Source organism: Mesorhizobium sp. B2-8-1, assembly GCF_006440955.1.
GTDB lineage: Bacteria > Pseudomonadota > Alphaproteobacteria > Rhizobiales > Rhizobiaceae > Mesorhizobium.
The window spans coordinates 145,001-171,536 of sequence record NZ_VFTX01000004.1 but is presented as its reverse complement, the minus strand read 5'-3'; the positions used below and the strand labels follow the sequence as shown (position 1 = coordinate 171,536).

Genomic DNA, 26,536 nt, shown 5'->3' with positions numbered 1-26,536 from the left:
GATATGCTATCGTCCAGCATGCCTCCTTGAGAGAGAAGCGATGACGCGTTTCAGTCCCCAGGAATTCGTGGAGAAGCTCGCAACGGGCAGCCTGCCGGATGGCAACCCGGCCATGACGGTTGGCGGTATTGTCAAGGCCAACGACGCCGACCCGTCAACGCTTCTCTTTTCGACCGATTTGTCCTGCGAATCCTGGATACCCGTGCCGCTGAGCTTGATCCAGACGGTCGAGCAGGTACGGACGGTCAACTGCAAAGACCATAAGCATCCGCTGGTCAAGATCGCTTTTACACCGCCCTCGCCGGATCAACGTGACATCAATGCCCTGCTTATGATCATGGCCGGGCTTCAGAGCCAACTCTCCTGGTTCCATCGCAACGCCAAATCCGGCAGTCCGTGGGCGTCAACGTTTGCATCCGATTGCGCCGTCGTCTCCGCATCCGAGGGGCTTACCATATGCTGCACCCAGACGATCGACGGAAGATTGGAAGTCGTCTGCACTGGAATGGTTTAGTGCCTGTCGCACAAAAGTGACTTCTGTTTAGCGGCAACGGCCAAGCGCCGCGCATGAATTCGTTTCGACGCGACGCGCCTTAGAGACAATCGAGACCGGCACGCTCATTTGTAATGTGGCAGGTTACATGCCACCCCGGTTCCATGCCCGACCCCGATCCCCGAACATCACATAGCCGGTATCGGTAATCGCCACCGTATCCTCCAGCTTGATGAAGCCGCGCGTCGGGTGAAGCATGGTCGTCTCCACCGATAGCACCATGTTCCTCTCCAGCGGCTTGCCCGCATAGGTGCCTTCATAGGTCACCGGATGGTTGGTCATCAGGAACGGCGCCTCATGCGTGATCAGCCCCATGCCGTGAGCGAAGAAATCCGTGTAGGGCGCGACCCTGGATTTTTTCAGCACGCCTTCGGCATGGGAAATCATGTCACCACCCAGCGTACCCGCCTTTACCTTCGAGAACGCCGCCTGCTGCACCGCCTCGACCTCCGCCAGCAGGTCCTCCAGCTCGGCATCCGGGTCTCCGAGAACCCCCATGCGGCAGAGGTCGCCGATATAGCCATGATAATTGCCGCCGGAATCGATCGACAGCACTTCACCCTTTTTCCACGCCTGCGGCGACGCCGCGCGGTTGTGGCTGGAGCCCAGCGTCAGCAGGCAATATTCGAAATGCGCGCCGCGATTGGTCTCCTCGCGGCGAAGCTGTTCGATCATCTCGCTCTTGGTCGTGCCTTCGCGCGCCCATTGGATGGTGGCCAGCATGGAATCGGTGATCAGTTCGGAGGCGATCCGCAGTTTCTCCAGCTCGGCCTCGGTCTTGATGGCGCGCATGCGCTCCAGCATGTCGGTGGCATCGACCAGCTTGGCGTCGGGGAGCGCTTTGCGGATCAGGGCATAGGCGTCCGACGGCAGGAAACCCGGCTCGATGCCGATGCGAGCGTCGCCCTTGCCGATCTTGCGCACATGCTCGACAGCGAGATTGGCGGCATCGAGCGTGCCCCAGCAGGCGGCATGCAGCGTCGGCGTCCAGAACGGGTGGTTCTGGTGTTCGCCACCCTCCATGCGGTTGCCGATATAGGCGGCGTGGTCCGGTCCGCCTTTTTCGTAGATCACGATCGGCAGGTACCGGCTGTGGCCGATCGCATCCATGGCGGCGAAGAAGATGAACTTGTAGCCGCCGAGCAGATATTGGGTGTTGTGCTTGGATGTCGCGAGCAGGACGTCGATATCAGCCTCTTCCATCAGGCCATCGACCCTGGCGTGGTCGAATGGGATGTCGCCGACGGCACTCTTCCCCGGAGCTATGTTCATTGTCTCTCTCCCTGAATGTCCGCGCGGATCGGCTGGACCGCCGGATGCCCGATCCCGTTAGGTCTTCCGACTTCGGGTCAAATCTGCACCATTTTCGCCCATCTGGTCCAGCCAGAAACAGGCTCGCCCAGCTGAATGGCCGTCGCCGGTGCCGATAATGTGAGGTGCATCGGATGACCTGGTCTTACCAGGTCAGGTTTATCGACCACTCTCCCGTAACTGGTCCAGCGAACAAAAATTTCAAAGCCACGCCACGATGCGCCAATTCCGTCTCTGGCGAAAGCCACGGCAAGGCCCATAATCAAACGTGCATGGAAACGCCCGAAAGGCCTCCGTGCAAGATATGAGATAGAGGGGGAATAGGATGATGTCGGAGTTCAGGATTTCACGCCGCACGGTGCTTGCGGGCTCTGCCATGCTTCTGGCCTCCACCGCGATGCCGGCCTTGAGCTGGGCGCAGACGCCGAAGAAGGGTGGCCGCCTGGTGCTCGCCGCCGATTCCGAGCCGCGCAACCTCAACCCGGCCATCGTCGCCTCCAACGGCGTCTTCTTCATCTCCAGCAAGATCGTCGAAACGCTGGCCGAAGCCTCCTTCGATGGCAAGGACGGGCTTGCACCACGCCTGGCGGTCAGTTGGGAAGGCGCCGCCGACGGGCTGTCGGCGACCTTCAAACTGCGCGAAGGGGTCAAATGGCATGACGGCACGCCGTTTACCTCGGCCGACGTCGCCTTCTCGGCGCTGCAGATCTGGAAGCCGCTGCAGAATCTCGGCCGCACCGTGTTCAAGGATCTGGCCGCGGTAGATACCCCTGATGAATTGACCGCCGTGTTCAAATTCGCCAAGCCCACGCCCTTCCAGCTGATCCGCAACGCTCTGCCGGCGCTGAGCAGCGTGGTGCCGAAGCACGTTTACGAAGTTGGCAAGATCGAGGACAACCCGGCCAACAACGCGCCCATCGGCACCGGCCCGTTCAAGTTCGCCGAATACAAGGCCGGCCAATACTACCGGCTGACGAAGAACACGGATTATTGGGGCAAGGACGAACCCTATCTCGACGAGATCATCTACCAGGTGCTGCCCGACCGCACTTCGGCGGCGAGCGCGCTGGAAGCAGGAGAGATCCAGCTCGCCGCCTTCTCCGCCGTGCCGCTGGCCGATCTTGACCGCATCTCGAAAGTGCCGGGCCTGAAGGTGATCACCAAGGGCTATGAGGGACTGACCTACCAGCTCGTCGTCGAGATCAATCATCGTCGCAAGGAGCTCGCCGACCTGAAGGTGCGCCAGGCGATCGCGCATGCCATCGACAAGGATTTCGTCGTCAAGACGGTGTTCCTCGGCTATGCCGCCACCGCCACCGGCCCGGTGCCGAAGAACGACCCGCAGTTCTATACCGCCGACGTCCCGACCTATGCCTTCGACGTCGCCAAGGCCAATGCGCTGCTCGACGAGGCGGGTTACAAGAAGGGCGCCGACGGCAAGCGCTTTTCGCTGAAACTGTTGCCGGCTCCCTATTTCAACGAAACCAAGCAGTTCGGCGACTATCTGCGCCAGGCGCTCGCCGCGATCGGCATCGACGCCCAGCTCGTCAACAACGATTCCGCCGCGCATATCAAGGCCGTCTACACCGACCACGCTTTCGACCTCGCCGTCGGCCCGCCGGTGTTCCGCGGCGACCCGGCGATCTCGACCACCATCCTGGTGCAAAGCGGCATTCCGGACGGCGTGCCGTTCTCCAACCAGGGCGGCTACAAGAACGATGCGCTGGACGCGCTCATCGCCAAGGCGTCCGAGACGCTCGATACATCGGCCCGCACCAATCTTTACAAGGAGTTCCAGAAAGAGGTGGCCGCCGACCTGCCGCTGATCAACGTCGCCGAATGGAGCTTCATCAGCGTCGCCCGCGACACTGTGGGCAACATCGCCAACAATCCGCGCTGGGCGGTATCGAACTGGGCGGACACATATCTGGAATCGTGACAGTATTTCGCGGATGAACGTTCGCGAAATCATCGTAGGCGTTGAGTTCTACGAGGCCCCCCTCTGTCCTGCCGGACATCTCCCCCTCAAGGGGGGAGATTGGCAACTTGTCTGTCCCGCGAATTTTCCGATGTTGGGGATTGGCGAAGCCAAAAATGACAGCCAATCTCCCCCCTTGCGGGGGAGATGTCCGGCAGGACAGAGGGGGGTGCCCAGGCGCGGTCCTAACCAACGTATCGCCAACCCATCGAGGGCCGCATGAACCGCGCCCTCACGCTCCTCCGCCGTCGCCTCGTCGGCAGCGTCTTCGTGCTTTTGATCGTCGTCATCGGCACGTTCCTGCTGCTCGAGGCCGCCCCGGGCGACGCGGTCGATGCCTATATCGTCTCTACCGGCGGCGATGCCGGCATGATCGAGCTGTTGCGCCATCGCTGGGGCCTCGACCAGTCGGAGCTGACGCGGCTCGCCAACTATCTCTGGGCGCTGCTGCATCTCGATCTCGGCCAGTCCGTCACCTTTTCGCGGCCGATCCGCGACGTGATCCTCGAGCGCCTGCCGACCACGCTGTGGTTGATGGGCAGCGCCACCGCGCTTTCCTTCGGCCTCGGCTCGGCGCTGGGCATCTATGCCGGCGCCAGGCCGGGCAGTTTTCGCGACCGTTTTCTCTCCATCGGTTCGCTGGCGCTCTACGCGGTGCCGGGTTTCTGGCTCGGCCTGGTGCTGATCGTCGTCTTCGCTGTCGACCTGCGCTGGCTGCCGATCGGCGGCATCGAGACCATCGCCTCCGGCAAGGCCGGCCTCGACCGCGCCGCCGACATCGCCATCCATCTCGTCCTGCCGGTCTCAGGCCTCGGCTTCATCTACCTGGCGCTCTATTTGCGGATGATGCGTGCCGGCATGACCGAGGTCTGGCGGCAGGATTTTGTGCTGGCCGCCCGTGCCAGGGGCTTGTCGCTCCCCCGCATCGTGCTTGCCCATGTCGCCCGCAATGCGCTGCTGCCATTGGTCACGATGCTCGGCCTGCAGTCGGCGCAGATGCTGGGCGGTAGCGTCGTGATCGAGAGTGTCTTTGCCGTGCCCGGTCTGGGTCGGCTGGCGCAGGAGGCAGTGGCCGCGCGCGACACGCCCTTGCTGCTCGGCATCATTCTCGTCAGCGCCGTCCTGGTCATCGTCATCAATCTTCTCGTCGATGTCGCCTATGCCTTTCTCGACCCGCGCGTCGGCGCCAGCGAGGCCGGCACATGAGCACGCTCCGCCGCTTTCTGCGCACGCCGGAGGCGGTCGCCGGCGCCATCCTCCTGGCGGCATTGTGCGTCACGGCCCTGTCAGCGCCGCTGCTGTTTCCGGGCGACCCGCAAGCCATCGCCGGCCCGGCGCTGCTGCCGCCCTTCCAGGACTGGTCGCTGCCGCTCGGCACGGATCGCCTCGGCCGCGACGTGCTGGCCGAGCTTTTCCACGGCGCTCGCACGTCGCTTGCCGTCGGCCTTGCGGCAGCGGCCGCCGCACTGGCCATCGGCTCCGTGGTGGGCACGGTGGCCGGGTTTGCCGGCGGCCTCACCGACGAGGTGCTGATGCGCGTCACCGATGCCTTCCAGACCCTGCCGGGCTTTTTGCTCGCTCTGGCCTTCGTCAGCGTGGTCGGCCCTTCGATCGGCGTCGTCGTGGCGGCAATAGCGCTCGGCACCTGGACCGGGCCCGCGCGCGTGGCCCGCGCGGAAGTGCTGTCGATCCGCGAGCGCGACTACGTCGCCGGCGCGCGCGTCATCGGCATGCATCCGCTGGAAATCGCCTTTCGCGAGGTGCTGCCCAATGCCTTGCCGCCGGTGCTGGCGCTGTCCTCGGTGATCGTGGCAGCGGCGATCCTCACCGAGGCGGCTTTGTCCTTCCTCGGCCTTGGCGACCCCAATCGGGTCACCTGGGGCGGCATGATAGCGGAGGGCCGCGCGGTGCTGCGCACCGCGCCCTTCCTGTCGATCGCGCCCGGCATAGCGCTGGTCCTGACGGTGCTCGGCGTCTATCTCGCCGGTGAAGGCATCGTTGAAACCACGGCGATCAGAAGAGGCCTGTCGTGACCGCGCTGGCTTCGATCCGCAACCTCGCGGTGACCTACCGCCGTGACGACGGCGAGGTGGTGGCGCTGAGGGACATCAGCCTCGACATCAAGGCTGGCGAGCGGCTGGCCGTCATCGGCGAAAGCGGTTCGGGCAAAAGTACGCTGGCTTTGGCGATTGCGGGGTTGTTGCCGGCGAGCGCCAGGATTGACGGACGTATCGATTGGGTTTTGCCAGCGTTGGGTGCGAAGGCACCCCCCTCTGTCCTGCCGGACATCTCCCCCTCAACGGGGGAGATTGGCAGCTTCGCCGATGGCTCCCCTACACCATTGGGGATTGGCGAAGGCCGAGATGAAGGTGCAATCTCCCCCCTTGAGGGGGAGATGTCCGGCAGGACAGAGGGGGGCCTCATAGAACGCAGCGTCCAAAAGACCACTTCCAAACCAAGCCCCACACCCCTCCTCGGCCGCGATATCGGCTTCATCTTTCAAGACCCGTCCGCCAGCCTCGATCCTGTCATGATTGTCGGCAAACAGATCGCCGAAGTCTCCCGCACCCATCTCGGTCTCACATGGCCTCAGGCATACGCCAGCGCGAAGGACCTGCTCGAACGCGTCCGCCTGGCCGACCCGGACTCCGCCCTGCGCGCCTATCCGCATCAGCTGTCCGGCGGCCAGAAGCAGCGTGTGGCGATTGCAGCCGCGATCGCAGCCGGCCCAAGACTTTTGATCGCCGACGAGGCGACCAGCGCGCTCGACACCATCGTGCAGGCCGAGATCGTCGCACTGATCCGGCGGCTGGTGGAAGAAGACGGCATGACGCTGCTGTTCATCAGTCACGACATTGCGCTGGCCGCCGAGCTGGCGGACCGCATTGCCGTGTTCCGGCATGGCGAATTGATCGAACTTGGCGCCACGCAACAGATCGTCAGTGCGCCAACTGAAGCCTACACGCGCGCGCTGCTCGAGGCCCATATCGGCCTCGACGCCGAACCGCTGCACCACGGCATGATCGCATGAGCGTCCCCGTGCTTGCAGTTTCCAACCTTACCAGGCACTACCGCCGTGGCGGCAAGACGGTTACCGCGGCCGACGACGTTTCTTTCGAAATCGGGCCCGGCGAGACGCTGGCGCTGGCCGGACCCTCCGGCAGCGGCAAGTCGACGATCGCCCGGCTGGTGTTGCGGCTGATCGAGCCGGATGCCGGCCGGATCGAGTTTGAAGGCCATGATTTCCTGGCTCTGGGCGGCGCCGGCTTGCGTGCGCGTCGCGCTCGCTTGCAGATGGTGTTCCAGGATCCGCTTGCCGCCTTCAATCCGCGCGCCACGGTGGCGCGCGTGCTTGACGATCCCTTGCGTATCCACGGGCTCGCCTCCCGTTCCGAGCGCCCGCGCCGTATCGCCGCCCTGCTGGAGCGCGTCGGGCTTGCGGCGGAGCTTGCCTCTCGCGCCATCCATCAAATCTCGGGCGGCCAGCGACAGCGGGTGGCGATTGCACGCGCCATGGCCACGAAACCCTCGCTGATCGTGCTCGACGAAGCGGTTTCGGCGCTCGATGTTTCGGTGCGCGGACAGATCCTTGATCTTTTGCTCGACCTGCAACGCCAGGAACGGATCGCTTATCTCTTCATTTCGCATGATCTCGGCGTCGTCAGGGCCGTCGCCCACCGCGTCATCCTTCTCGACGGCGGGCGGATTGCCGAGAGCGGCGATGCCCGCGCCGTCATCGATGCGCCGCGATCGGCTATCGGCAAGGCGCTCGTGGCAGCCGCACCAAAGCTCAGAAGAACCACGCAGGAAGCATCATGATCGACCCCGAAGCCAGAGCCGAGAAACTGTCGCGCGAACTCGATTCCGCATTCCGCAACCGGGCCGACCTCTATCGCCTGTTCCTGGATCAGTTGACCGGAGAGCTGGGCGCCGAAAGAGCCGAGGCGATAATGACCCGGACCATCGAGCAGCGCGGCAAGGAAGTGGCCGCAGCCGCCTTCGCCGCATTCGGTCCCAACGACGCGCGCTCAATCGGCGAAGCTTTCCTGTCGGTCAGCCCGGATGACGGCCGGATGTATCCGACCGATGTCGAACGCGGGCCCGACCGCATCGCCTTCAAGGTGAAACGCTGCCCCCTCAAGGATGCTTGGGTCGAGGCCGGCGTCGGCGAGGAAAAACTCGCGACGCTCTGCCGCATCGCCGGCGCCTTCGACCGTGGCCTGTTCGAGGCGACCGGCGTGCGCTTCGACAATGTCACCTGGACGCCCGGCCACGGCAGCGGCTGCTGCCATATCGCGCTGACCAACCGCGATGCCGGCTAGCAATTGACGGCCTTAGCCGCCGACCATCAGTCTGACGACCTCATCATGGTTGGTCTCGGAAATCTTGCGCTCGCCGGCCTGGATCCCGCGCCGCAGCACGACGATGCGATCGGAAACGGCGAAGATGTCCTGCAGATTATGCGAGATGAAGATCACGCCGCGCCCTTGCGCCTTGAGCTGATGGATGAGCGAAATCACCTTGCGCTGCTCCGGCACGCCGAGCGCGGCCGTCGGTTCATCCATGATCAGGATCTGCGCGTCCCAGTAGACGGCGCGGCCGATGGCCACGGCCTGGCGCTGGCCGCCGGAGAAATTGCTGACCGGCGCGTTCAATCGGCTGACGTGGAAGTCCAGCCGCTTCATCGTCTCCCTGGCGGCCTCGGCCATGGCCTTGCGGTCGAGCACCGGCAGGAAGCCGAACGCCTTGCGCATCGGTTCGCGGCCGAGGAAGATGTTGGCACCGATCGACAGATTGTCGGCCAGCGCGAGATCCTGGTAGATCGTCTCGATGCCCTTTTCGCGCGCCTCCTGCGGCGTGGCGAAAGCCACCGGCTGACCTCTGAGCAGGATTTCTCCGCCCGTCGGCTGGAACACGCCCGATATTGCCTTGATCAGGGTCGTCTTGCCGGCGCCATTGTCGCCGGCAAGCGCCACCACTTCGCCCGGCCGCACGGCCATGGAGAAATCGTTGAGCGCCCGTACCGCACCGAAGTGCTTGGAAAGGTTCCGGACTTCGAGGAGGGGCTCGGTGCTATTCATCCTGACGGGCTCCACTGAACCGGCGCTGCGCCTGGTCGATGAGAACGGAAATGATGATGACGACGCCGACGGCGATGAACTGCCAGAACGGCTCCACATTGACGAAGACCAGCCCGTATTGGATGACCGCGATCACCAGCGCGCCGGCGACGGTGCCGAAGATCGTGCCGGAGCCGCCGAACAGGCTGGCGCCGCCGATCACCACCGCCGCGACGCTGTCGAGCAGCAGCGGTTCGCCGGCCTGCGCTGCCCCCGCCGTGAAGCGCGCGGCATAGAGCGCGCCGCCAAGGCCGGCGCACATTGCCGACAGCACGTAGAGCCGCAGGATGTGGCCCCTGATGTCGATGCCGGCGCGGCGCGCCGCCTGCACATTGGCGCCGATGGCGTAATTGTGCTGGCCGAACCGGGTCTGGCTGAGCAGATAGTGCATCACGACGACGAAGACAGCGGCGATCATCACCAGATAGGGCACGCCATGGAACTTGCCGTTGCCGAGCAGTGCGAACCAGGAATTCTGTACCGGCACCGTCGTGCCGCCGGCAAGCAGGAAGGCGACACCGCGGGCGACGCCGAACATGCCGAGCGTGCCGATGAAGGGCGGGACCCTGAGCCGCGAGATCAGCAAGCCGTTGATGACGCCGGGCACGCCGGCCACGATCACCGCGGCAAGGATGCCGGCCAGCATGGCCAACGGCAACGGAATGGCGGCGCCCGCCATGTTGGTGGCATGCGCGGCGATGACCGCCGCAAGGCCCATGATGAAGCCCAGCGACAGGTCGATGCCGCCTGAAATGATGACGAAGGTCTGCCCGGTCGCCAAAAGCAGCGGCGCCACGGCGAAGATCGCGATGGATTGAAGATTGAACGGATTGAGCACGAAAGTGGCGCCGAAGGCGCTCCGCGACCAGATCTCGAAACAGATGATCAGGCCGGCGAGAAACAGCCAGGCGCGCCCCTCGGCGATGCGTGCGATCCAGCTCCTGGCGGGATCGCCGTGGTCAGCCTGGGGGGCGACATGCTTCTCGGCTGGCTGTGCTGGTGATGTCGAGGTCATGAGTACTCCGCGGCGCGGCTGCCTTCAAACAGGTCCCGCCCTGGCGGGACCGGCACAGGCTCCTCCCGGCGCACCGGGAAGAGCCAAGCTGGTCCGGACTTACTCGGAGTAGAGATACTTCGAGATGTTCGGATCGGCGATGTTGGACTTGTCCATGATCGTGAAGCCGGTGCCGATCGTGACCGGGATGGATTGGCCGGTCAGGTGGGCATAGGCCGAGACGACGCCGAAATAGCCGATCTCTGCGGGATGCTGGGCGATCGCCACATCCACAAGGCCGGTGTTGATGTTGTCGACGATGCTGGTCGGAGCATCGAAGGCAACCACTTTGACGGTGCCCGTCTGCCCTGCCTGCTTGACGCCATTGGCGGCGCCCAGCGCCGAGAACAGATTGGCGCCGAACACGCCGACGAGGTCGGGGTTGCGCGCGAACACCGCCTGCAGCTGCGAGGCCGCCTTGTTGGCGTCGTCGTCATTGAACTGGGTCTCGAGAACGGTGATGCCGGGATGGTTGGCCATCTCCTTCTTGAAGCCTTCCTCGCGCTGGTCGGTGGTCGAGATGCCGGGCTTGACGTTGGAGACGTAGACCTTGCCCTTGTCGCCGACGGCCTTGGCAAGCGCCCGCGCCGCGATTTCGCCGCCCAGCACATTGTCCGAAGCGATGTAGGCCAGCGGGAAATCGGCGTCACCCGCTCCGGTCTGATAGGCGCCGGTGCCGATGAACGTATCCACGGTGATGACCGGAATGCCTGCGTCATTGGCCTTGCGCAGCGGCTCGACCAGCTGGACCTTGTCGGTAGGCGCGATCAGGATCGCGTCCGGCTTCTTGGCGATGACCGCGTCGAGCACCGGCACCTGGGTGACCGGATTGAACTCAGGAGCGCCCTGGAAGACCAGGTTCACGCCAAGGGCGTCGGCCGCGGCCTGGGCGCCCTTGCGCATGGTGATGTAGAAACCGTCGGTGGTCAGGCCCGGAACGAGCGCGATGGTGTATTTCTTGTCCTGCGCCTGCGCGGGCGCGATAAGCACCGTCGCGCTGACGGCGAGAGCCGCGAGCGCGGCAACGATCTTCTTCATGACATCCTCCTCATTGTGTTGGCAGATCTGCCGTTGCAAGTGACATCGAATGGCCGTCGTCCGCTTGGGACAAGACGGCCGGGAACGCCTGTTTGCTTTTCGCGGGCAGCTCCTCCCAAGCGCCCTCCAGTCGATATGTCAGCCGGTCCAGCCGACCGGCACGATAGCCACGGTCACTTCCTCACCTCCGCGAGGTCAGAGAACCACGGCACCCGGCATGCATTGCACGCCAAGTTCACAAACTTGTAACACTTTGCAGAAATAAATTGCAACTCGGTTTTCCGGGTCGCAACGCCGGATTTTTCACGCAACATCCGACTGCTCCACAAAGTCCCGCCGAACTATTGCCTCGACTTCTCGGCGGCACAACCGATTTCGTAAAATCGCCCTCGCGAACTGGAATGCGGCGGCGGGGCGGCGGGCGGCACTATCGCGGCGGCAGGGTAGCGAGGATGGCTTGCGCCGTCTTCGTATCCGTTATCACGGCGTTGATCAGCCGGGCGCGAGCGGCGCCGATGATGGCCGTCGCCTTTTCCGGCGACGCCGCGACACCGATCACCAGCGGCACGGCGCGGAGCTGCGCCGGCGACATAGCGATCATCCGGCCCTCTCCTTCCCAGGCGATCAGCGCGCCATCGGCATCGAAATAATGCCGAAGGACATCGCCGGCCGCATGGACCAGCGCCTGCTCGCTCGGCGTGGCGGCGCTCGCCTCGGGTGCATTGATGGCATGCGGCAGGCCGATGCCGACGATCGCCACATCGGTCCTGTCCCACAGCGCGACGGCATCGCTGATGGCGGCATCACCAAGGAAGACTTCACGCAATTCACTGGAAGGCAGATAGGGCGCATGAATGAAGTGCGGTGTCCCGCCGAACTCCTCGGCGGCGAGGCGGACGAATTCGTTGACCTGAAAATGCGCCGCGTGCTGCTGCATGCCGCCGGTGGCGGCAACGGTCAGCACGCCCGGAATGCGCGGCAGGCCGGCGCGGATCACCTCGCGCACCGCGCGCCCCCAGCCGATGGCGACCACGGAGCCGGCCACCAATTGCGCCTGCTTGAGAAGGCCGCCGAGCGGGCCGGCCAGCGCCGTCAGCGCGCCTGCGGCCGGCGTCTCGACCACCGCTGCGTCACGCAGGCCTAGCCTATCGATCAGCTGTCCGGTGATCTCCTCAGGTGCCGCCAGGTCGAGAACCTCGATACGGACGATCCCTTCCGCCCGCGCCCGCTGCAAGAGGCGCGATATGGTCGCGGTGGAGACGCCAAGCTGCCGCGCGATATCGACCTGCGACATCTCCGCCTCGTAATGCAGTTTGGCGACCGTGTGCAGCATCGTGCGCGATGCGGTCGCATCCTGAATGGGAGGGACAGCCAGCTTGCAATTCCTTTCAGCAACGTGTTACACACGTATACGCCGATGGGAGTTATCGCGCAAATCCGGCGAACTCGCAACTTGAGGCCGTCCTGCCCAGGCGCCGGCAAGGTGTGCTTTTCCGGGCAATGGACGGCGCTTCAAGACGGCAAATCTTCCTGCCGGCAGGCGGGCAAACTGAACATTCTTGTTTCCACGGGATCCGCGCCCTCGGCCAGAGAGCGCCAACATCGGACAGAGACCATGACAAAGATGACCACCGCGGAGCTGCGCGGCTATCAGCAGATATGCGGCAAGGACGGGGCCATGCTGGCCATCGCCTGCGACCAGCGCGGCGGCATGCGCACCTTGCTGGCGTCGGATCCGGCCGAACAGGCCAGGATCACCAACGACATGCTCGGCGACACCAAGGCCGACATCACGCGCTACCTTGCAAGTGCCGCGTCCTGCGTGCTGCTCGACCCGCTCTGCGCGGTGCCGCGGGTTGTCGAGGAGGGCGTGCTGAACCGCGATACCGCGCTGCTTATCGGCCTCGACGCCTCGGGTTTCGACGTCTCGCCTGAAGGCTATCGCCTGTCGCGCCTTGTCCCCGGCATCGATGCGCGCCGCGTGCGCGAACTGGGTGGCACGGGCGGCAAGATCATGGTGTATCTGCGGGCCGACAAGCCCGAAGCGAATGAGCACAACATCGCCATCCTGCGCCAATGCATCGCCGATTTCGGGCAGGAAGATCTGTTGCTCGTCGTCGAATTCCTGACCTATCAGCTCGAAGGCGAAAGCCCTGAAGATTATGCGGCGAAGACCCCCTGGCTCGTCGAGGAAGGCACAAGGATATCGCTGGAGTGCGGGGCAAAGGTGCTGAAGCTTCCGTATCCCGGAACGCCGGAGGCCTGCGCCAACATCACCAGAATGGCCGGCGAGGTGCCGTGGGCGGTGCTTTCGGCCGGCGTCAACCACGCCACCTTCCTCGGCCAGGTCGAGATTGCCATGCAGAACGGCGCCTCCGGCGTTATCGCCGGCCGCTCGCTGTGGAAGGACTGCATCTCGCTCGATCGTGACATTCAGCGCGAAAGGCTTAAGACCATCGCGGTGCCGCGATTGCGTGAGATCCAGGCGGTAATCGGGCATCACCGGCGCAAGGCCGCCGCCTGATATCCGCGTTGGATCACCGACACGTGCAGGACGTCATGCCTCCCAGCATAGGGATAGATATAGGCGGCACCAATCTGCGGGCCGCCCGCATTTCGGGCGCCGGCGAAATCCTCGAACGTCTGTCCGAAAAGAGCGCGCCGGACCCGCAGGCTGTGCTCTCGCGGATCGCCGGGATGGTGCGCCGGCTCGACACATCGGAGGTTTCGGCCATCGGCATCGGTGTTCCCGGCCGCGTCGATGCGCATCGCCGCGCGGTCCTGTCCGGCGGCTACGTCAATCTGGCCTCCGTCTCGCTGGCGCAGTGCCTGGAGGACATGGCCGGCAAGCCCGTCGTCATCGACAATGATTGCAACATGGCACTGGTCGCCGAGATGGCGCTCGGCGCCGGCCGGGGTCATCACGACGTCGCCATGTTCACCATCGGCACTGGCATTGGCGGGGCCGTCGCTCAAGATCGGCGGATCATGCGTGGCCGGGCAACGGCAGGGCAGCTCGGCCACATCACCGTCGACGTCAATGGCGAGATCTGCGCCTGCGGCCGGCGCGGTTGTGTCGAGACCACCAGTTCGGGCACCGCGCTTGGCCGTCACATCGCGCGGGCCGGCTTGCGTCCCGACCTTTCGGTCGACCAGCTCTTTGCCCGCAACGCCGCCGGAGACGTCCAGGCGCGCACTATACTCGAAGCCTGGGCAATGCCTTTGCGTGCCGCCATCGATACCAGCGTCGCCATGTTCGACCCCGGTGTCGTCCTGCTCGGCGGCGGTCTTGGCTGGGCGGCACACAAGGCGCTCGGCCGCGCGCCGGCCCTGGCGCCGTGGTACCAGTGCCCGGTCGAGCCGGCGCAGCTCGGCGACGACGCCGGCGTGATCGGGGCGGGATTGCAGGCGCTGGCCGGAACAGACATGGCGACAGCGCCGATTTTTGGCCGGCATTTTGTGCAAGCCGGCGCGGCCAGGCGCGCCGTGCTGGTCAACGGCATCCCGGCCAGCGGCAAGAGCACGGTGTCGCGCGGCATCGCCGACCGCATGGGATGGCCGTTGCTTGCGCTCGACACGATCAAGAATCCGTTTCTCGAGGTGCTCGGCGGCGGCGACCGCGCATTCAACCGCACGCTCGGCCGCGCCAGCTATCGGGCGATCTGGTCAGTCGTCGGCGAAGCCCCAGCGGGCTCCACATTCATCGTCGACGCCTGGTTCGGTTTCCAGCCGCGCGAGCTGCTCGATGATCATCTCAGGAATGCCGGGGTCGAACAGACCGTCGAAATCTGGTGCCATGCGCCCGGCGAAGTCCTTGCCGAGCGTTACGGCGCCCGGCTCGGCCAGCGTCTCCCCGGCCATCCAGGCGCGTCCTATATCCCCGAACTGATCGAACTCGCCAGGCGCGCCGAACCGCTGCGGCGCGGCCCGCTCTTCGACGTCGACACGACGAAACCGATCGACCTCGATGCCATCACGGCATGGCTGCGAGCGACGATGACGGGCGACGTTTAGAATGTTGGTGGACAAGAAGCAGCTGGCCTGGCCTGCCTAGTCAATAACCGACGGTGAAGCGCTGCTTTATGTGGGCGGGCTTCTCGATCTCGTCGACCATCGCGATGGCGTAATCCTCGAAGGAAATGCTGCTGCCCTTGTCCGAAGCCAGAAGCGTGTCCTTGCCGAGGCGGAACTTGCCGGTCCGCTCGCCCGGGATGAACATGGCGGATGGCGACAGGAACGTCCAATCGAGGTCATCGATGGTCTTCAGCTTGTCGAGGAAGTCGGCGCCCTTCTGCGCCTCGGCCTTGTAGATGTCGGGAAATTCGGGCGTGTCGACCAGCCGCTTGCCGGGCGCGACCTCAAGGCTGCCCGCACCGCCGACGACCAGGTAGCGCTTCACGCCGGAGGCTCGCACCGCGGCGATCAGCGTGTCGGCATCGCTGTCGAGGAAATGCACCGAACTGGTCACCACATCATGGCCGCGGATCAGCTTGGCCAGGCCTTCCATGTCGAAGACATCGCCCTTCCTGGCCGTCACGCCAGGCAGCGCCGCGATTTTTTCAGGATTGCGGGCGATGCCGGTGACCGTGTGGCCACGGCCGGAGAGTTCTTTGAGCAGGCGCGAACCGACTGCGCCCGATGCGCCGATGAGAGCGACTTTTGCCATGTCTTTTTCCATTCCTTTGGAGGTCGGTTGGGGATCACGCGGCCGCGATATGAGCGAGGAGATTGTCGAAACTGCCGAACAGCGCGTTCGAACCGATGAGGCGCGGCGCATCGTTGCTCATGATGGCGAGCGAAGGCACGCCGTTGGAATGCAGGCGCTGGAACAGCGCGCGGCCTCGGCCGACCAGTTCGCGGTGAGCTGTCAGCAATCCTTCGGTTGGCGCCTTCACCAGTTCGCCGGCATCGGCCATGCCGGCGTCGGCGAGCACCTCGGCGACACCGCCGACCGTGACGATATCGCGCCCATCGACATAGCGCGCGTTCTGGATCGCCTTCAGCGCGGCCAGCCGGCGGCCGGGATCTTCCGGGCCCGCTGCGGTAATCGCGAGGGTCGCGGCATGGGAATCCAGCAACGTGCCGCGAACATTCAGCACGTTGTCGCGATAGGCCTGCGTGAAAACCTGTCCCGTTAACCGCTCGATGCGCTGGTCGTTCGCCCAGGCATGGGCGGCAAAACCGTCATCCATCGGCCGAGCGCCTGCCCCCGAAAACAGGCCGGTCGGCAAGAGCTCGACGCGCACGCCGCTGCCGGACAGTTTTTCGAGCATCGGGCTTGCGCCATAGCACCAGCCGCAGAGCGGATCGAAAAGGTAGGTCACTTCTGGATTGCCCACGGTCGCCCGGTCTCCGTTGCGGTGGCGTTGGCTGCCCCGTCCGCCAAATGTCTTGGCTTACATGTGGCAGGTGATGGTCTTGCAATAAATGGTGCCCAATAATACAAACTGTCTGATCTAATCAGACAAAGCATGTGACCGAACTCCTCAATCTCAATCGGCTCGTCTATTTCACCACGGTGATGGAGACAGGCTCGTTCACCACGGCGGCGGACCGGCTTGGCGTGGCCAAGGCCGTGGTCAGCCACCAGGTCGGCAGGCTTGAGCAGGAATTGGGCGCGACGCTCATGCGGCGCACGACGCGGCGTGTCACGCCGACCGAGGAGGGTCGCCTCTTCTACGACCGCGCGATGATCATCCTGCGCGAAGCAGAAGCGGCCTATGGTGAGATCTCGCACGGGGCAGTCGAACCCAAGGGAATGCTGAGGCTGACCGCGCCGCTCGACTATGGCACGAAGATCGTTGCGCCGGTCATGGCCGCCTATCTCCGAACTTATCCGCATATGCGCGTCGAGGCGATTTTCGATGACGCCGTCAGCAATCTGGTGGACGAGCAGATCGACCTCGGCATCCGCGTCGGCTGGCTTGCGGATTCGTCCAATCAGGCGCGGCGCCTGGGCACGATACAGCAGGTCGTGGTGGCGAACCCGACCTTCGCCGCAAGCCTGCCGCCCGATGTCACCCCGCGCCAGGCAAGATCGCTTGCCTGGGTCGGCAACGCCCAGCTGCGCGGCATCGGCCAATGGCTGTTTTCAAGAGAGGGAGAAACGGTGTTGACCGAACTCAACCCGGTCATCATGTGCGACAAGAGCCCGGCGGCTCTTGCCTGCGTGCTCGCCGGTATCGGATTGGGCGTATTTCCCGACTACAGTGTCGGCGACGATATCGCCGAGGGGCGTCTCGTGCCGGTATTTGCCGACTGGATGTTGCCTGCCGGCGGCATCCATGCCGTTTTCCCTCCGGCCCGGTTCCGGCCAGCCAAGGTCCGCGCCTTCGTCGAGTTGCTGGCGGCCGCCGAGAAGAAACGCTCGCGTCTCGTCGAAACGGCCTGAGGCGACGAGACAGCCCGCCAGCTCGAGGCTGACGGGCCGATCATTTTGGATCGCCGGGGCGCTCACCGATAGGTCGCAAATAGATACTCAATCCGCTCGCACGGCGCGGCCACCGGATGCGATACTGGCAGGCGAGATCATATTCGGCACCAGAATGTCATTGCGGCGCGCGAAGGCGATCAAGGTCGCCCGCACGGTTTCCGCATCGATCTTGCCGGCAATGCCGGCTTTGCAAGCGTTGAGGGCGACGGCATGGGCGCCGTTTCGGCTGGCAACGGGCCAGTCCTGCAACACGGCATATGCTTCCATCGCAGTCTCGATCGTTACCGGAAGCCCCATTCCGACCAAGATCGTCACGGGTTCTTCAAAGCGCATCTGTGCCATGATTTAAACCTCCATTCGATGGCAAACGAACCGAAGCATGTCGCGCAGCCTGGTGCGCGAAGACAGGTCGGCGCGGATAGGGCGGGTGCGCCGGTGTCGTCGGATTTCCGGCGGCCACGAGCCTGATCTCGGCTGGCTCGACCGGGCTTGGCTTGAGCACCGGCGAGCCTCGGCCAGGCGCCGGTAGCGCCCTATGCGCCCTGGCGAGCGCCTCGAGCCAGGCAAGGACGGAAAGCGGCGGAAGCGCCCGCCCATCGAGCCAGGCGGCGACCTGGCTTTGCGGGCAACCAAGCTCGTCGACGAGGTCTGCCGCTTTCCACCTCAACGTTTTCAGGCATTCACGCAATTGGCCCACGATCATGTCGGTCCTCTTCCCAACCGGACATCGGTCCATCGTTTGCTGTGGGGCTCCGATGATCGCGTCCTCCATCCCTGGTTGAGCCGCCGGAGCCTTCCGAGGCTGCCGACACATGCTGCGCGGCCAGGAACATCAGCGTCGACGCCGCCGTACGGCGGCTCCAGCCTGCGGACTCGGCCATGTCGAGAACGCGCATCAACAATGGCCCCAGCACGCTCCTGCATTCTGCCTCGTAGGCGAGAAATTCGTTTGCCGGATGCGTGGGCGCCGAAACCGAACCGATACCGGTCATAGTGGTCTCTCTCCAAACTTTCCCCGGGAAGCGCCCGCTCCCACTTCTGGGAGCGGGCGGCCTCCAAGCGTCCTAGAAGTCCATGCCCGCGCCGGCGGGCATGGCAGGGGTCGCGGCCTCCTTCTTTGGCTTCTCGGCTACCATCGCCTCGGTGGTGACCAGCAGGCCAGCGACGGAAGCGGCATCCTGAAGCGCGGTGCGCACGACCTTTGCCGGATCGATGACGCCTTGACCGTAGAGATCGCCGAACTCGTTGGTCTGGGCGTTCCAGCCCCAGCCGAACTCGCTCTTCTCACGCAGCTTGCCGACGATGATCGAGCCCTCGGCGCCGGCGTTCTCCGCGATCTGGCGCACCGGGGTCTCGATCGCACGCCGCACGATCTCGACACCGGTCCTCTGGTCGGCATTGTCGATCGGCAAGGCATCGAGCGCCTTGGCGGCCCGGAGCAACGCGACGCCGCCGCCCGGGAGTACGCCTTCCTCGACCGCCGCACGGGTCGCATGCAGCGCGTCGTCGACACGGTCCTTGCGCTCCTTCACCTCGACTTCCGTCGAACCGCCGACACGGATGACGGCGACGCCACCGGCGAGCTTCGCCAGCCGCTCCTGCAGTTTCTCGCGGTCGTAGTCGGAGGTAGTCTCCTCGATCTGCGCTTTGATCTGGGCGATGCGGCCCTGGATCTCTTCCTTGCGGCCAACGCCGTCGACGATGGTGGTGTTTTCTTTTTCGATCACCACTTTCTTGGCGCGGCCCAGCATCTGCAGCGTGACGTTCTCGAGCTTGATGCCGAGATCCTCGCTGATCGCCGTGCCGCCGGTGAGGATGGCAATATCCTCCAGCATCGCCTTGCGGCGATCGCCGAAGCCGGGCGCCTTGACTGCCGCGACCTTCAGGCCGCCGCGCAATTTGTTCACGACCAGCGTGGCGAGCGCCTCGCCCTCGACATCCTCGGCGATGATCAGCAGCGGCTTGCCCGACTGCACGACTGCCTCGAGGACGGGGAGCATGGCTTGCAGGTTGGACAGTTTCTTCTCGTGGATCAGCACGTAGGGCTCTTCGAGCTCGACGCGCATCTTGTCCTGGTTGGTGATAAAGTACGGGCTGAGATAGCCGCGGTCGAACTGCATGCCTTCGACCACCTCCAGTTCGGTCTCGGCGGTCTTGGCCTCCTCCACCGTGATGACACCTTCATTGCCGACCTTCTCCATCGCCTCGGCGAGGAACCGGCCGATCTCGGGATCGCCATTGGCCGAAATGGTGCCGACCTGGGCGATCTCATCGTTTTTCGTCACCTTGCGAGCGTTGGCCTTCAGTTCGGCGACGACCGCCTCCACGGCCTTGTCGATGCCGCGTTTCAAATCCATCGGATTCATGCCCGAGGCAACGGCCTTGGCACCTTCCTTGACGATGGCTTGGGCCAGAACGGTCGCGGTCGTGGTGCCGTCGCCGGCGATGTCGTTGGTCTTCGAAGCGACTTCGCGCACCATCTGCGCGCCCATGTTTTCGAACTTGTCTTCCAGTTCGATCTCCTTGGCCACCGTCACACCATCCTTGGTGATGCGCGGCGCGCCGAAGGATTTATCGATAACGACGTTGCGGCCTTTGGGACCGAGCGTCACCTTCACCGCATTGGCCAGAATGTCGACGCCGCGCAGCATCTTCTCGCGGGCTTCGGTATGGAATTTCACTTCCTTGGCAGCCATTGGATCACTCCTTCAATTTAGGCAGCTTTCGTTGACTGATAACTTGGCAAGAAGCCGTCAGGCGGCCTTCTTCACGGTCGCGGTCTGCTCGATCACGCCCATCACATCGCTTTCCTTCATGATGATCAGGTCTTGGCCGCCGAGCTTGATCTCGGTGCCGGACCATTTGCCGAACAGAATGCGGTCACCCACCTTGACGTCGAGCGGCTGTAGCTGCCCGGCTTCGTTTCGGGCGCCGGGGCCGGCGGCGATCACCTCGCCTTCCTGCGGCTTTTCCTTGGCTGTGTCGGGAATGATAATGCCGCCAGCCGTTTTCTCCTCGGCTTCGATGCGGCGGACCAGGATACGGTCGTGCAATGGGCGGAACGTCATGTCGTTCTCCTTCAAGGACAAACAGTTTTTGAGGTTCCTCCGCGCCGGACCGGCAATATCGGCCCGGCACGAGGTGCCGCGACCCTTGTTCAGGCATCGCGCGCGCATATCGAGCTAGTTTTGGAATTTTCCGGTTTCAAGAGGTTGGCGCAAAAATTTTGGCACTCGTCGCACGAGAGTGCCAACGCGTTGTTATCATGCAGGAATTCTCACCAAGTCGACGATTTCACCGCTTGAATTTTGGTAGAGGGCCAACAAGATTATCCTGGCCGGCGCTGCCGAAGCACAGCCGGAAACTGGACGCTATCGAGGAGTTTTTGCAGACGGAGGACAACGATGGACCGACAGAAATTTTCGCCGATCATGCCTTCCCTGACTGACACGCCCGACACCTCGCTTGACCGGCTGCTTTCGCCGGCGAGGCACTTCAAACATCCTGACGAGGTATTGGAAGACGACGCGCTCGACCTCTGGGAAAAGCGGGCGATCCTGTCGTCTTGGGCCTCGGATGCCTGCGCGGTGGAGTCGATGCCGGAACTGCGCCTGCCGCCGGGAGTCGAGCGGCCGGTTTCCTTCGACCACGTCATGGAGGCCTTGTGCAAGCTCGACATCGACGTGCCGGCGCCGCGGTCCACGCCGGATGAATTCCGGCACGACTTCGCCAGGATGAATGCATGAGGTCGTAAGCGAAAGGAGAAACATATGGTGACTGCGGTCAGCAGAGAATTCCGCCTGCAGATGGATGGCTACGGCCTGACCACGGCCGAGATTCACTATCATATGCCTGACTACCCCAACCTGCTGCAGCTCTATGTCTGGCAGGAATACGACCTCGCTCCCGATTTCCCGGAGCTGAAGGGCTTCCTTGGCTATTGGGAAAGCGAACTGGACGGCACGCTGCATTCCGTGCGCGTCGCACATCATCGTCTAATCACACCGTCGGAATGGCGCGCCGTTGACGGCATCGTTGCCATCCATTGAGCGGATCACATTGAGCGGATCAAAAAACCTGAAGCGCGTCGCCTGCAACGCGGCGCGCTCAAAGGCTCGATTGAGCATACCTAAAATCAGAGTTCCCGAGCAGGATGAGTGATGGGATTCGTGTCATCCTGCTCTGACAGCCATCGGCTGGGCCGTCCTTGACATCGCCGCGGAACGGAATTGCTGGGGCGAAGCGGAGCGGCCCCTCGTCAGGCCGGCTCGCTTGGCCGCCTTCAAGAAGGCCTTGTAGGCGGCACGCCCGCTGCGCCAGCCATCCAGCGCATCACGGCATGCACGGCCGGCGGCGCGCCAGCTTGGTCCGCGCGCCCATTTCGGCCATTGTTGATCCAGGCATTCCAGAGCCTCGAAGCTGCTGGCGACCTTGCGTGGGGCGTCCGACAATTCGAGGGTAATCGGCTGGGGAAACCGAATATCGTTCATCACTTCCTCCGTTTTTTGACGTCTTTTTGCGAGTAAGCAATCGGATGGCGTCACCGGCGACCGTCCATCCGTGATCGAGATGGTCAGCCGTTCAGGCCGCGTCAAGGGCCGCCGGAATCTCGACGAGACGTTCGATCAGGCCTCTTGACGCCACGCCCGTCAGTTCCCAGATCGATTCCGCCGGCGCCGGAAGGGCCGGCAGGTCAAGGAGTGCCGCATCCTTGGCACTCCTCGTACCCATGTTGCTCAGCGAAGGAGGATATGGCTATGAGAACCGCTTTCGACTTTTCACCGCTCTATCGGTCGAGCATAGGCTTCGACCGCATTTTCGACCTGCTGGAGAATGCCAGCCGCACGGCGAACGTCGACAACTGGCCGCCCTACGACATCTCCAGGACCGGTGACGACGCCTACCGCATCACCATGGCGGTAGCCGGCTTCGGTCAAGACGAATTGAGCATCGTGCATGAACCCAACATGCTCGTCATCGCCGGCGAGCGTGCCGGAGAGGACAATGGCGAATACCTGCATCGCGGCATCGCCGGACGGCCGTTTGAGCGACGCTTCGAACTTGCCGACCATGTGAAGGTGACCGGCGCCGGCCTCGTCAACGGTCTCCTGACCGTCGATCTTCAGCGTGAGATTCCCGAAGAGATGAAACCGCGCAAGATCGAGATCGGCACCAGCATGGCCAAAGCCAAGGAAAAATCCGCGGCAAAGCCCGTGCAAGTGGAAAAACAGGCCGCGTGAGGCAATTCGGGTCAGGGCTTCCACCAACCGGACGCCGGTCGCCCGGTGGTGGAGACGCAAGCAAAGAGGAGAAAGACAATGAGCGTACGTGATCTCATTCCTTTTGGCCGGGAACGCGGACAGGTGCCCAGCCTTTTGCGCGATGGCGAACGTGATCCGTTCATGTCGTTGCACCGCGAGGTCAACCGTCTTTTCGACGATGTTTTCCGTGGTTTCGGTTCGGGGCTGCCGTCCTTGTCTTCCGTTGCCGCCGACGGCGCACGCTGGCCAAGCGTCGAGATCTCCGACACTGGAAAGGAGGTCCGTGTCACGGCCGAAGTGCCCGGCATGGAGGAAAAGGACATCGAGGTCCTGCTCGATGACGACGTGCTGACCCTGAAGGGCGAAAAGCGGTCCGAGACCGAGGACAAGGAGCGCCAGTTCTCCGAGCGCTATTACGGTCGTTTCGAGCGCCGCATTCCGCTCGGCATCGAGGTAGAGCAAGACAATGTCGAAGCGCGCTTCAGGAACGGCGTCCTGACGGTTACATTGCCGAAGACCGCGAGAGCGCAAGCGCAGGCAAAGCGGATCGAGATCAAGAGTTGAACCACCTATGCCGGCGGTGGGACAAACCCACCCGCCGGTTCTGGTCGAGACGGCAGTATTGACGGCTTACACTGCGGACGCGATCGCTTGCTGGCTGGATTATCTTCGGCGACAGGTCTGCCTTTTGTGCGGTGGCCCGCTGAACGCTTTGGCTTGGCTTTGGCTTGGATTTCTTTTTGACCCTCTGCGTCGGCTTTGGGTGTTTGCTGGGCCTGTGATGAGGGTTCTCAAATCAGCGGGCGGCCATCAGTCGGATACAAGAACAGCCCGGGGTGAGCCGGGCTGTTTTGATTTGGTTGCGGGGACAGGATTTGAACCTGTGACCTTCAGGTTATGAGCCTGACGAGCTACCGGGCTGCTCCACCCCGCGCCACCTATGAGCAAGCGTGAGCTTGCTTCGACCTCTGGAAGCAGGTGTTTTCTGCTTCGATTTCTGGAAGCAGGTGTTTCTGCTTCGATGTTTGGAAGCGGGCGATTGCCTGCTTCGCGCCGCCAAATTGAAAGGGCCGCTTACGCGGCCCGTTGTCCCGTTGGCGGGCCTGTTCGTGAAGAGAAGATTTCACATCCATCCGATTGGATGTGAGTTTAACGTGCGTTTGGCAGACCTGGCAGCGACCTACTCTCCCGCGTCTTGAGACGAAGTACCATCAGCGCTGGAGCGTTTCACGGCCGAGTTCGGAATGGGATCGGGTGCAGCCGCTCCGCCATAACCACCAGGTCGGCAAAACGCACGTTATTCGAGAAGCTGGGTTAGGGATTGGGCAGTAGGCAATAGTGAATAGGGGATGCCTATTCGCTATTGGCTCGTTGCTCTTCACCTGTCTTTTTGTGCCTGAGCGACATCCACAGTTTGCTTTCGGGCGAAGCCCGCAAGCGCGACTGCGCGTCGCCGGTCGTCCGGCGCCCTCGCGGAGCATAGGCCCGTAAGGGCCGCTCATGCGTGAGCGCTGGCCAGACCATCGTGTTTCACGATGGGCATAAGGAATGAGAACGATCAAGCCGATCGAACTATTAGTACCGGTAAGCTTCAAGCGTTGCCGCTCTTCCACACCCGGCCTATCAACGTGGTCGTCTTCCACGGTTCTCAGGGAATACTCGTTTTAAGGTGGGTTTCCCGCTTAGATGCCTTCAGCGGTTATCCCGTCCGGATATAGCTACCCTGCTATGCGGCTGGCGCCACAACAGGTCCACCAGAGATCCGTCCATCCCGGTCCTCTCGTACTAGGGACAGATCCTTTCAATATTCCTACACCCACGGCAGATAGGGACCGAACTGTCTCACGACGTTCTGAACCCAACTCACGTACCGCTTTAAATGGCGAACAGCCATACCCTTGGGACCTGCTCCAGCCCCAGGATGCGATGAGTCGACATCGAGGTGCCAAACAACCCCGTCGATATGGACTCTTGGGGGTCATCAGCCTGTTATCCCCGGCGTACCTTTTATCCGTTGAGCGATGGCCCTTCCACGCGGGACCACCGGATCACTATGACCGACTTTCGTCTCTGCTCGACTTGTCAGTCTCGCAGTCAGGCAGGCTTATGCCATTGCACTCAGCGAACGATTTCCGACCGTTCTGAGCCCACCATCGCGCGCCTCCGTTACTCTTTAGGAGGCGACCGCCCCAGTCAAACTACCCACCATACATTGTCCCGGACCCGGATAACGGGCCGCGGTTAGACATCCATAGTGATAAGGGTGGTATTTCAAGGGTGGCTCCACCTGAGCTGGCGCCCAGGCTTCAAAGCCTACCACCTATCCTACACATGCCACTACGAATGCCAATGTAAAGCTATAGTAAAGGTGCACGGGGTCTTTCCGTCTAACCGCAGGAACCCCGCATCTTCACGGGGAATTCAATTTCACTGAGTCTATGCTGGAGACAGCGGGGAAGTCGTTACGCCATTCGTGCAGGTCGGAACTTACCCGACAAGGAATTTCGCTACCTTAGGACCGTTATAGTTACGGCCGCCGTTTACTGGGGCTTCGATTCAGAGCTTGCACCCCTCCTCTTAACCTTCCAGCACCGGGCAGGCGTCAGACCCTATACGTCGCCTTGCGGCTTCGCAGAGCCCTGTGTTTTTGATAAACAGTCGCTACCCCCTGGTCTGTGCCACCCTCCTCTGCTTGCGCAGAAAAGGGTCACGCTTCTTCCGAAGTTACGCGTGCAATTTGCCGAGTTCCTTCAGCATAGTTCTCTCAAGCGCCTTGGTATACTCTACCAGACCACCAGTGTCGGTTTCGGGTACGGTCTATAAGGAGGAGCTATTTCCTGGAACCACTCCGCTGCCCGTTCAATCCGATAAGATTGGACAACTTGTGTGATCCGTCACTACCTCCAGGCCCACGAATATTAACGTGGTTCCCATCGACTACGCGTTTCCGCCTCGTCTTAGGGGCCGGCTAACCCTGCTCAGATTAGCTTTAAGCAGGAACCCTTGGTCTTTCGGCGGGGGAGTCTCTCACTCCCCTTACGTTACTCATGTCAGCATTCGCACTTCTGATACCTCCACCACCCCTCACGGGTATGGCTTCATCAGCTTACAGAACGCTCCGCTACCGCTCGTGATTGCTCACGAACCCTAAGCTTCGGTGTATGGCTTTAGCCCCGGTACATTTTCGGCGCAAAGACCCTTATTTAGACCAGTGAGCTGTTACGCTTTCTTTAAATGATGGCTGCTTCTAAGCCAACATCCTGGTTGTTTTGGGATCCTCACATCCTTTCCCACTTAGCCATAACTTGGGGACCTTAGCTGTAGGTCAGGGTTGTTTCCCTTTTCACGACGGACGTTAGCACCCGCCGTGTGTCTGCCGACTAGTACTCCCAGGTATTCGGAGTTTGGTTAGGTTTGGTAATCCGGTGAGGACCCCTAGCCCATCCAGTGCTCTACCCCCTGGGGTATTCGGTCGACGCTCTACCTAAATAGATTTCGCGGAGAACCAGCTATTTCCGAGTTTGATTGGCCTTTCACCCCTAGCCACAAGTCATCCCGAACTATTGCAACAGTTATGGGTTCGGTCCTCCAGTAAGTGTTACCTTACCTTCAACCTGCTCATGGCTAGATCACTCGGTTTCGGGTCTAATGCGACGAACTGAACGCCCTGTTCAGACTCGCTTTCGCTGCGCCTACACCTAGCGGTTTAAGCTTGCTCGTCACACTAAGTCGCTGACCCATTATACAAAAGGTACGTGGTCACCCTTGCGGGCTCCCACTGTTTGTAG

At 62.8% G+C, this 26,536-nt stretch carries 27 protein-coding genes, 1 tRNA gene and 2 rRNA genes (1 of these 30 only partly in view); 14 read left to right on the top strand and 16 right to left on the bottom strand.

Going from position 1 to position 26,536, the window contains the following annotated elements:
* Positions 1–40 precede the first annotated feature (40 nt).
* Positions 41–514: a hypothetical protein gene (locus tag FJ428_RS12635; protein WP_140500419.1), complete on the top strand. Its 474-nt coding sequence runs from the start codon at positions 41–43 to the stop codon at positions 512–514.
* A gap of 123 nt (positions 515–637) precedes the next feature.
* On the opposite strand, the gene FJ428_RS12630 is transcribed toward FJ428_RS12635, so the two are convergent.
* Positions 638–1,825, bottom strand: coding sequence for a Xaa-Pro peptidase family protein (locus FJ428_RS12630; protein WP_140879516.1), 1,188 nt, complete (start codon positions 1,823–1,825; stop codon positions 638–640).
* A gap of 367 nt (positions 1,826–2,192) precedes the next feature.
* Here FJ428_RS12630 and FJ428_RS12625 point away from each other — a divergent pair, with 367 nt between their 5' ends.
* The 6 genes from FJ428_RS12625 to FJ428_RS12595 all read left to right on the top strand — a co-directional run bounded on the left by FJ428_RS12625 (position 2,193) and on the right by FJ428_RS12595 (position 8,164).
* Positions 2,193–3,803, top strand: coding sequence for an ABC transporter substrate-binding protein (locus FJ428_RS12625; protein ID WP_140879515.1), 1,611 nt, complete (start codon positions 2,193–2,195; stop codon positions 3,801–3,803).
* A 258-nt stretch (positions 3,804–4,061) separates the two neighbouring features.
* Positions 4,062–5,048, top strand: coding sequence for an ABC transporter permease (locus FJ428_RS12615; protein WP_140558319.1), 987 nt, complete (start codon positions 4,062–4,064; stop codon positions 5,046–5,048).
* Complete coding sequence (locus tag FJ428_RS12610; RefSeq protein ID WP_140879514.1) at positions 5,045–5,875, top strand: ABC transporter permease; 831 nt, start codon at positions 5,045–5,047, stop codon at positions 5,873–5,875. Before FJ428_RS12615 ends, FJ428_RS12610 begins: the two co-directional genes overlap by 4 nt.
* The gene (locus tag FJ428_RS12605) at positions 5,872–6,873 is read left to right on the top strand and encodes an ABC transporter ATP-binding protein (protein ID WP_181167288.1); all 1,002 of its coding nucleotides are present in this window, start codon (positions 5,872–5,874) and stop codon (positions 6,871–6,873) included. The genes FJ428_RS12610 and FJ428_RS12605 overlap by 4 nt, the downstream gene beginning before the upstream one ends.
* Positions 6,870–7,661, top strand: a complete 792-nt coding sequence (locus FJ428_RS12600) for an ATP-binding cassette domain-containing protein (protein ID WP_140657216.1) — start codon at positions 6,870–6,872, stop codon at positions 7,659–7,661. The genes FJ428_RS12605 and FJ428_RS12600 overlap by 4 nt, the downstream gene beginning before the upstream one ends.
* Complete coding sequence (locus FJ428_RS12595; protein ID WP_140624445.1) at positions 7,658–8,164, top strand: L-2-amino-thiazoline-4-carboxylic acid hydrolase; 507 nt, start codon at positions 7,658–7,660, stop codon at positions 8,162–8,164. Before FJ428_RS12600 ends, FJ428_RS12595 begins: the two co-directional genes overlap by 4 nt.
* 12 nt (positions 8,165–8,176) lie before the next feature.
* Here FJ428_RS12595 and FJ428_RS12590 read toward each other — a convergent pair whose 3' ends face one another.
* The 4 genes from FJ428_RS12590 to FJ428_RS12575 form a co-directional block, all read right to left on the bottom strand.
* A complete protein-coding gene (locus FJ428_RS12590; protein WP_140500435.1) occupies positions 8,177–8,923 on the bottom strand; it encodes an ATP-binding cassette domain-containing protein in 747 nt (248 codons plus the stop codon).
* Positions 8,916–9,977 (bottom strand): ribose ABC transporter, encoded by a 1,062-nt coding sequence (locus FJ428_RS12585; RefSeq protein ID WP_140500436.1) that lies wholly within the window; start codon positions 9,975–9,977, stop codon positions 8,916–8,918. The genes FJ428_RS12590 and FJ428_RS12585 overlap by 8 nt, the downstream gene beginning before the upstream one ends.
* A 99-nt stretch (positions 9,978–10,076) precedes the next feature.
* A complete protein-coding gene (locus FJ428_RS12580; protein ID WP_140500438.1) occupies positions 10,077–11,054 on the bottom strand; it encodes an ABC transporter substrate-binding protein in 978 nt (325 codons plus the stop codon).
* Positions 11,055–11,481: 427 nt separating this feature from the next.
* The gene (locus tag FJ428_RS12575) at positions 11,482–12,387 is read right to left on the bottom strand and encodes a sugar-binding domain-containing protein (protein WP_140624446.1); all 906 of its coding nucleotides are present in this window, start codon (positions 12,385–12,387) and stop codon (positions 11,482–11,484) included.
* 282 nt (positions 12,388–12,669) lie between these two features.
* Here FJ428_RS12575 and FJ428_RS12570 point away from each other — a divergent pair, with 282 nt between their 5' ends.
* Both FJ428_RS12570 and FJ428_RS12565 read left to right on the top strand, forming a co-directional pair.
* Positions 12,670–13,578: a tagatose-bisphosphate aldolase gene (locus tag FJ428_RS12570; RefSeq protein WP_140879513.1), complete on the top strand. Its 909-nt coding sequence runs from the start codon at positions 12,670–12,672 to the stop codon at positions 13,576–13,578.
* A 35-nt stretch (positions 13,579–13,613) separates the two neighbouring features.
* Complete coding sequence (locus FJ428_RS12565) at positions 13,614–15,068, top strand: ROK family protein (protein ID WP_140879512.1); 1,455 nt, start codon at positions 13,614–13,616, stop codon at positions 15,066–15,068.
* Between the two features lie 40 nt (positions 15,069–15,108).
* Here FJ428_RS12565 and FJ428_RS12560 read toward each other — a convergent pair whose 3' ends face one another.
* Together FJ428_RS12560 and FJ428_RS12555 are read right to left on the bottom strand one after the other, a co-directional pair.
* Positions 15,109–15,720, bottom strand: a complete 612-nt coding sequence (locus FJ428_RS12560) for an NAD(P)-dependent oxidoreductase (protein ID WP_140879511.1) — start codon at positions 15,718–15,720, stop codon at positions 15,109–15,111.
* Positions 15,721–15,754: 34 nt separating this feature from the next.
* Positions 15,755–16,393, bottom strand: coding sequence for a DsbA family protein (locus FJ428_RS12555; protein WP_140632842.1), 639 nt, complete (start codon positions 16,391–16,393; stop codon positions 15,755–15,757).
* Positions 16,394–16,527: 134 nt separating this feature from the next.
* On the opposite strand from FJ428_RS12555, the gene FJ428_RS12550 reads away from it, so the two are divergent.
* Complete coding sequence (locus FJ428_RS12550) at positions 16,528–17,445, top strand: LysR family transcriptional regulator (RefSeq protein ID WP_140879510.1); 918 nt, start codon at positions 16,528–16,530, stop codon at positions 17,443–17,445.
* Positions 17,446–17,532: 87 nt separating this feature from the next.
* Here FJ428_RS12550 and FJ428_RS12545 read toward each other — a convergent pair whose 3' ends face one another.
* From FJ428_RS12545 to FJ428_RS12530, 4 genes are all read right to left on the bottom strand, one after another.
* Entirely contained in the window at positions 17,533–17,829 is a 297-nt protein-coding gene (locus FJ428_RS12545) for a DUF982 domain-containing protein (RefSeq protein ID WP_140565961.1), read from the bottom strand.
* Positions 17,830–18,167: 338 nt separating this feature from the next.
* On the bottom strand, positions 18,168–18,479 hold the full coding sequence (locus FJ428_RS12540; protein ID WP_224518917.1) for a hypothetical protein: 312 nt from the start codon (positions 18,477–18,479) through the stop codon (positions 18,168–18,170).
* A gap of 72 nt (positions 18,480–18,551) precedes the next feature.
* On the bottom strand, positions 18,552–20,183 hold the full coding sequence (gene groL, locus FJ428_RS12535; protein WP_140513825.1) for a chaperonin GroEL: 1,632 nt from the start codon (positions 20,181–20,183) through the stop codon (positions 18,552–18,554).
* A 57-nt stretch (positions 20,184–20,240) separates the two neighbouring features.
* The gene (locus FJ428_RS12530; protein WP_140513826.1) at positions 20,241–20,555 is read right to left on the bottom strand and encodes a co-chaperone GroES; all 315 of its coding nucleotides are present in this window, start codon (positions 20,553–20,555) and stop codon (positions 20,241–20,243) included.
* Between the two features lie 336 nt (positions 20,556–20,891).
* Between FJ428_RS12530 and FJ428_RS12525 the strand changes: the two genes are divergently transcribed.
* Entirely contained in the window at positions 20,892–21,233 is a 342-nt protein-coding gene (locus FJ428_RS12525; protein WP_224518916.1) for a hypothetical protein, read from the top strand.
* 24 nt (positions 21,234–21,257) lie between these two features.
* Positions 21,258–21,536 (top strand): usg protein, encoded by a 279-nt coding sequence (locus FJ428_RS12520; RefSeq protein ID WP_140500453.1) that lies wholly within the window; start codon positions 21,258–21,260, stop codon positions 21,534–21,536.
* A 123-nt stretch (positions 21,537–21,659) separates the two neighbouring features.
* Here the strand turns inward: FJ428_RS12520 and FJ428_RS12515 are convergent, their stop codons facing one another.
* Both FJ428_RS12515 and FJ428_RS30270 read right to left on the bottom strand, forming a co-directional pair.
* Positions 21,660–21,977 (bottom strand): DUF982 domain-containing protein, encoded by a 318-nt coding sequence (locus tag FJ428_RS12515; RefSeq protein WP_140500455.1) that lies wholly within the window; start codon positions 21,975–21,977, stop codon positions 21,660–21,662.
* 91 nt (positions 21,978–22,068) lie between these two features.
* Positions 22,069–22,218, bottom strand: coding sequence for a hypothetical protein (locus FJ428_RS30270; protein WP_181165362.1), 150 nt, complete (start codon positions 22,216–22,218; stop codon positions 22,069–22,071).
* A 26-nt stretch (positions 22,219–22,244) separates the two neighbouring features.
* On the opposite strand from FJ428_RS30270, the gene FJ428_RS12510 reads away from it, so the two are divergent.
* Positions 22,245–22,727 carry an Hsp20 family protein gene (locus FJ428_RS12510; RefSeq protein ID WP_140500457.1) on the top strand — a complete coding sequence of 161 codons (483 nt, stop codon included), beginning with the start codon at positions 22,245–22,247 and terminating at the stop codon, positions 22,725–22,727.
* 78 nt (positions 22,728–22,805) lie between these two features.
* Positions 22,806–23,312: an Hsp20/alpha crystallin family protein gene (locus tag FJ428_RS12505; protein WP_140584074.1), complete on the top strand. Its 507-nt coding sequence runs from the start codon at positions 22,806–22,808 to the stop codon at positions 23,310–23,312.
* A 293-nt stretch (positions 23,313–23,605) separates the two neighbouring features.
* Here FJ428_RS12505 and FJ428_RS12500 read toward each other — a convergent pair.
* The 3 genes from FJ428_RS12500 to FJ428_RS12490 form a co-directional block, all read right to left on the bottom strand.
* A tRNA-Met gene (locus FJ428_RS12500) sits at positions 23,606–23,682 on the bottom strand.
* 233 nt (positions 23,683–23,915) lie between these two features.
* Positions 23,916–24,030, bottom strand: a 5S ribosomal RNA gene (gene rrf, locus FJ428_RS12495).
* Positions 24,031–24,302: 272 nt separating this feature from the next.
* Positions 24,303–26,536 (bottom strand): 23S ribosomal RNA (locus FJ428_RS12490) (it continues 577 nt past the right edge of the window).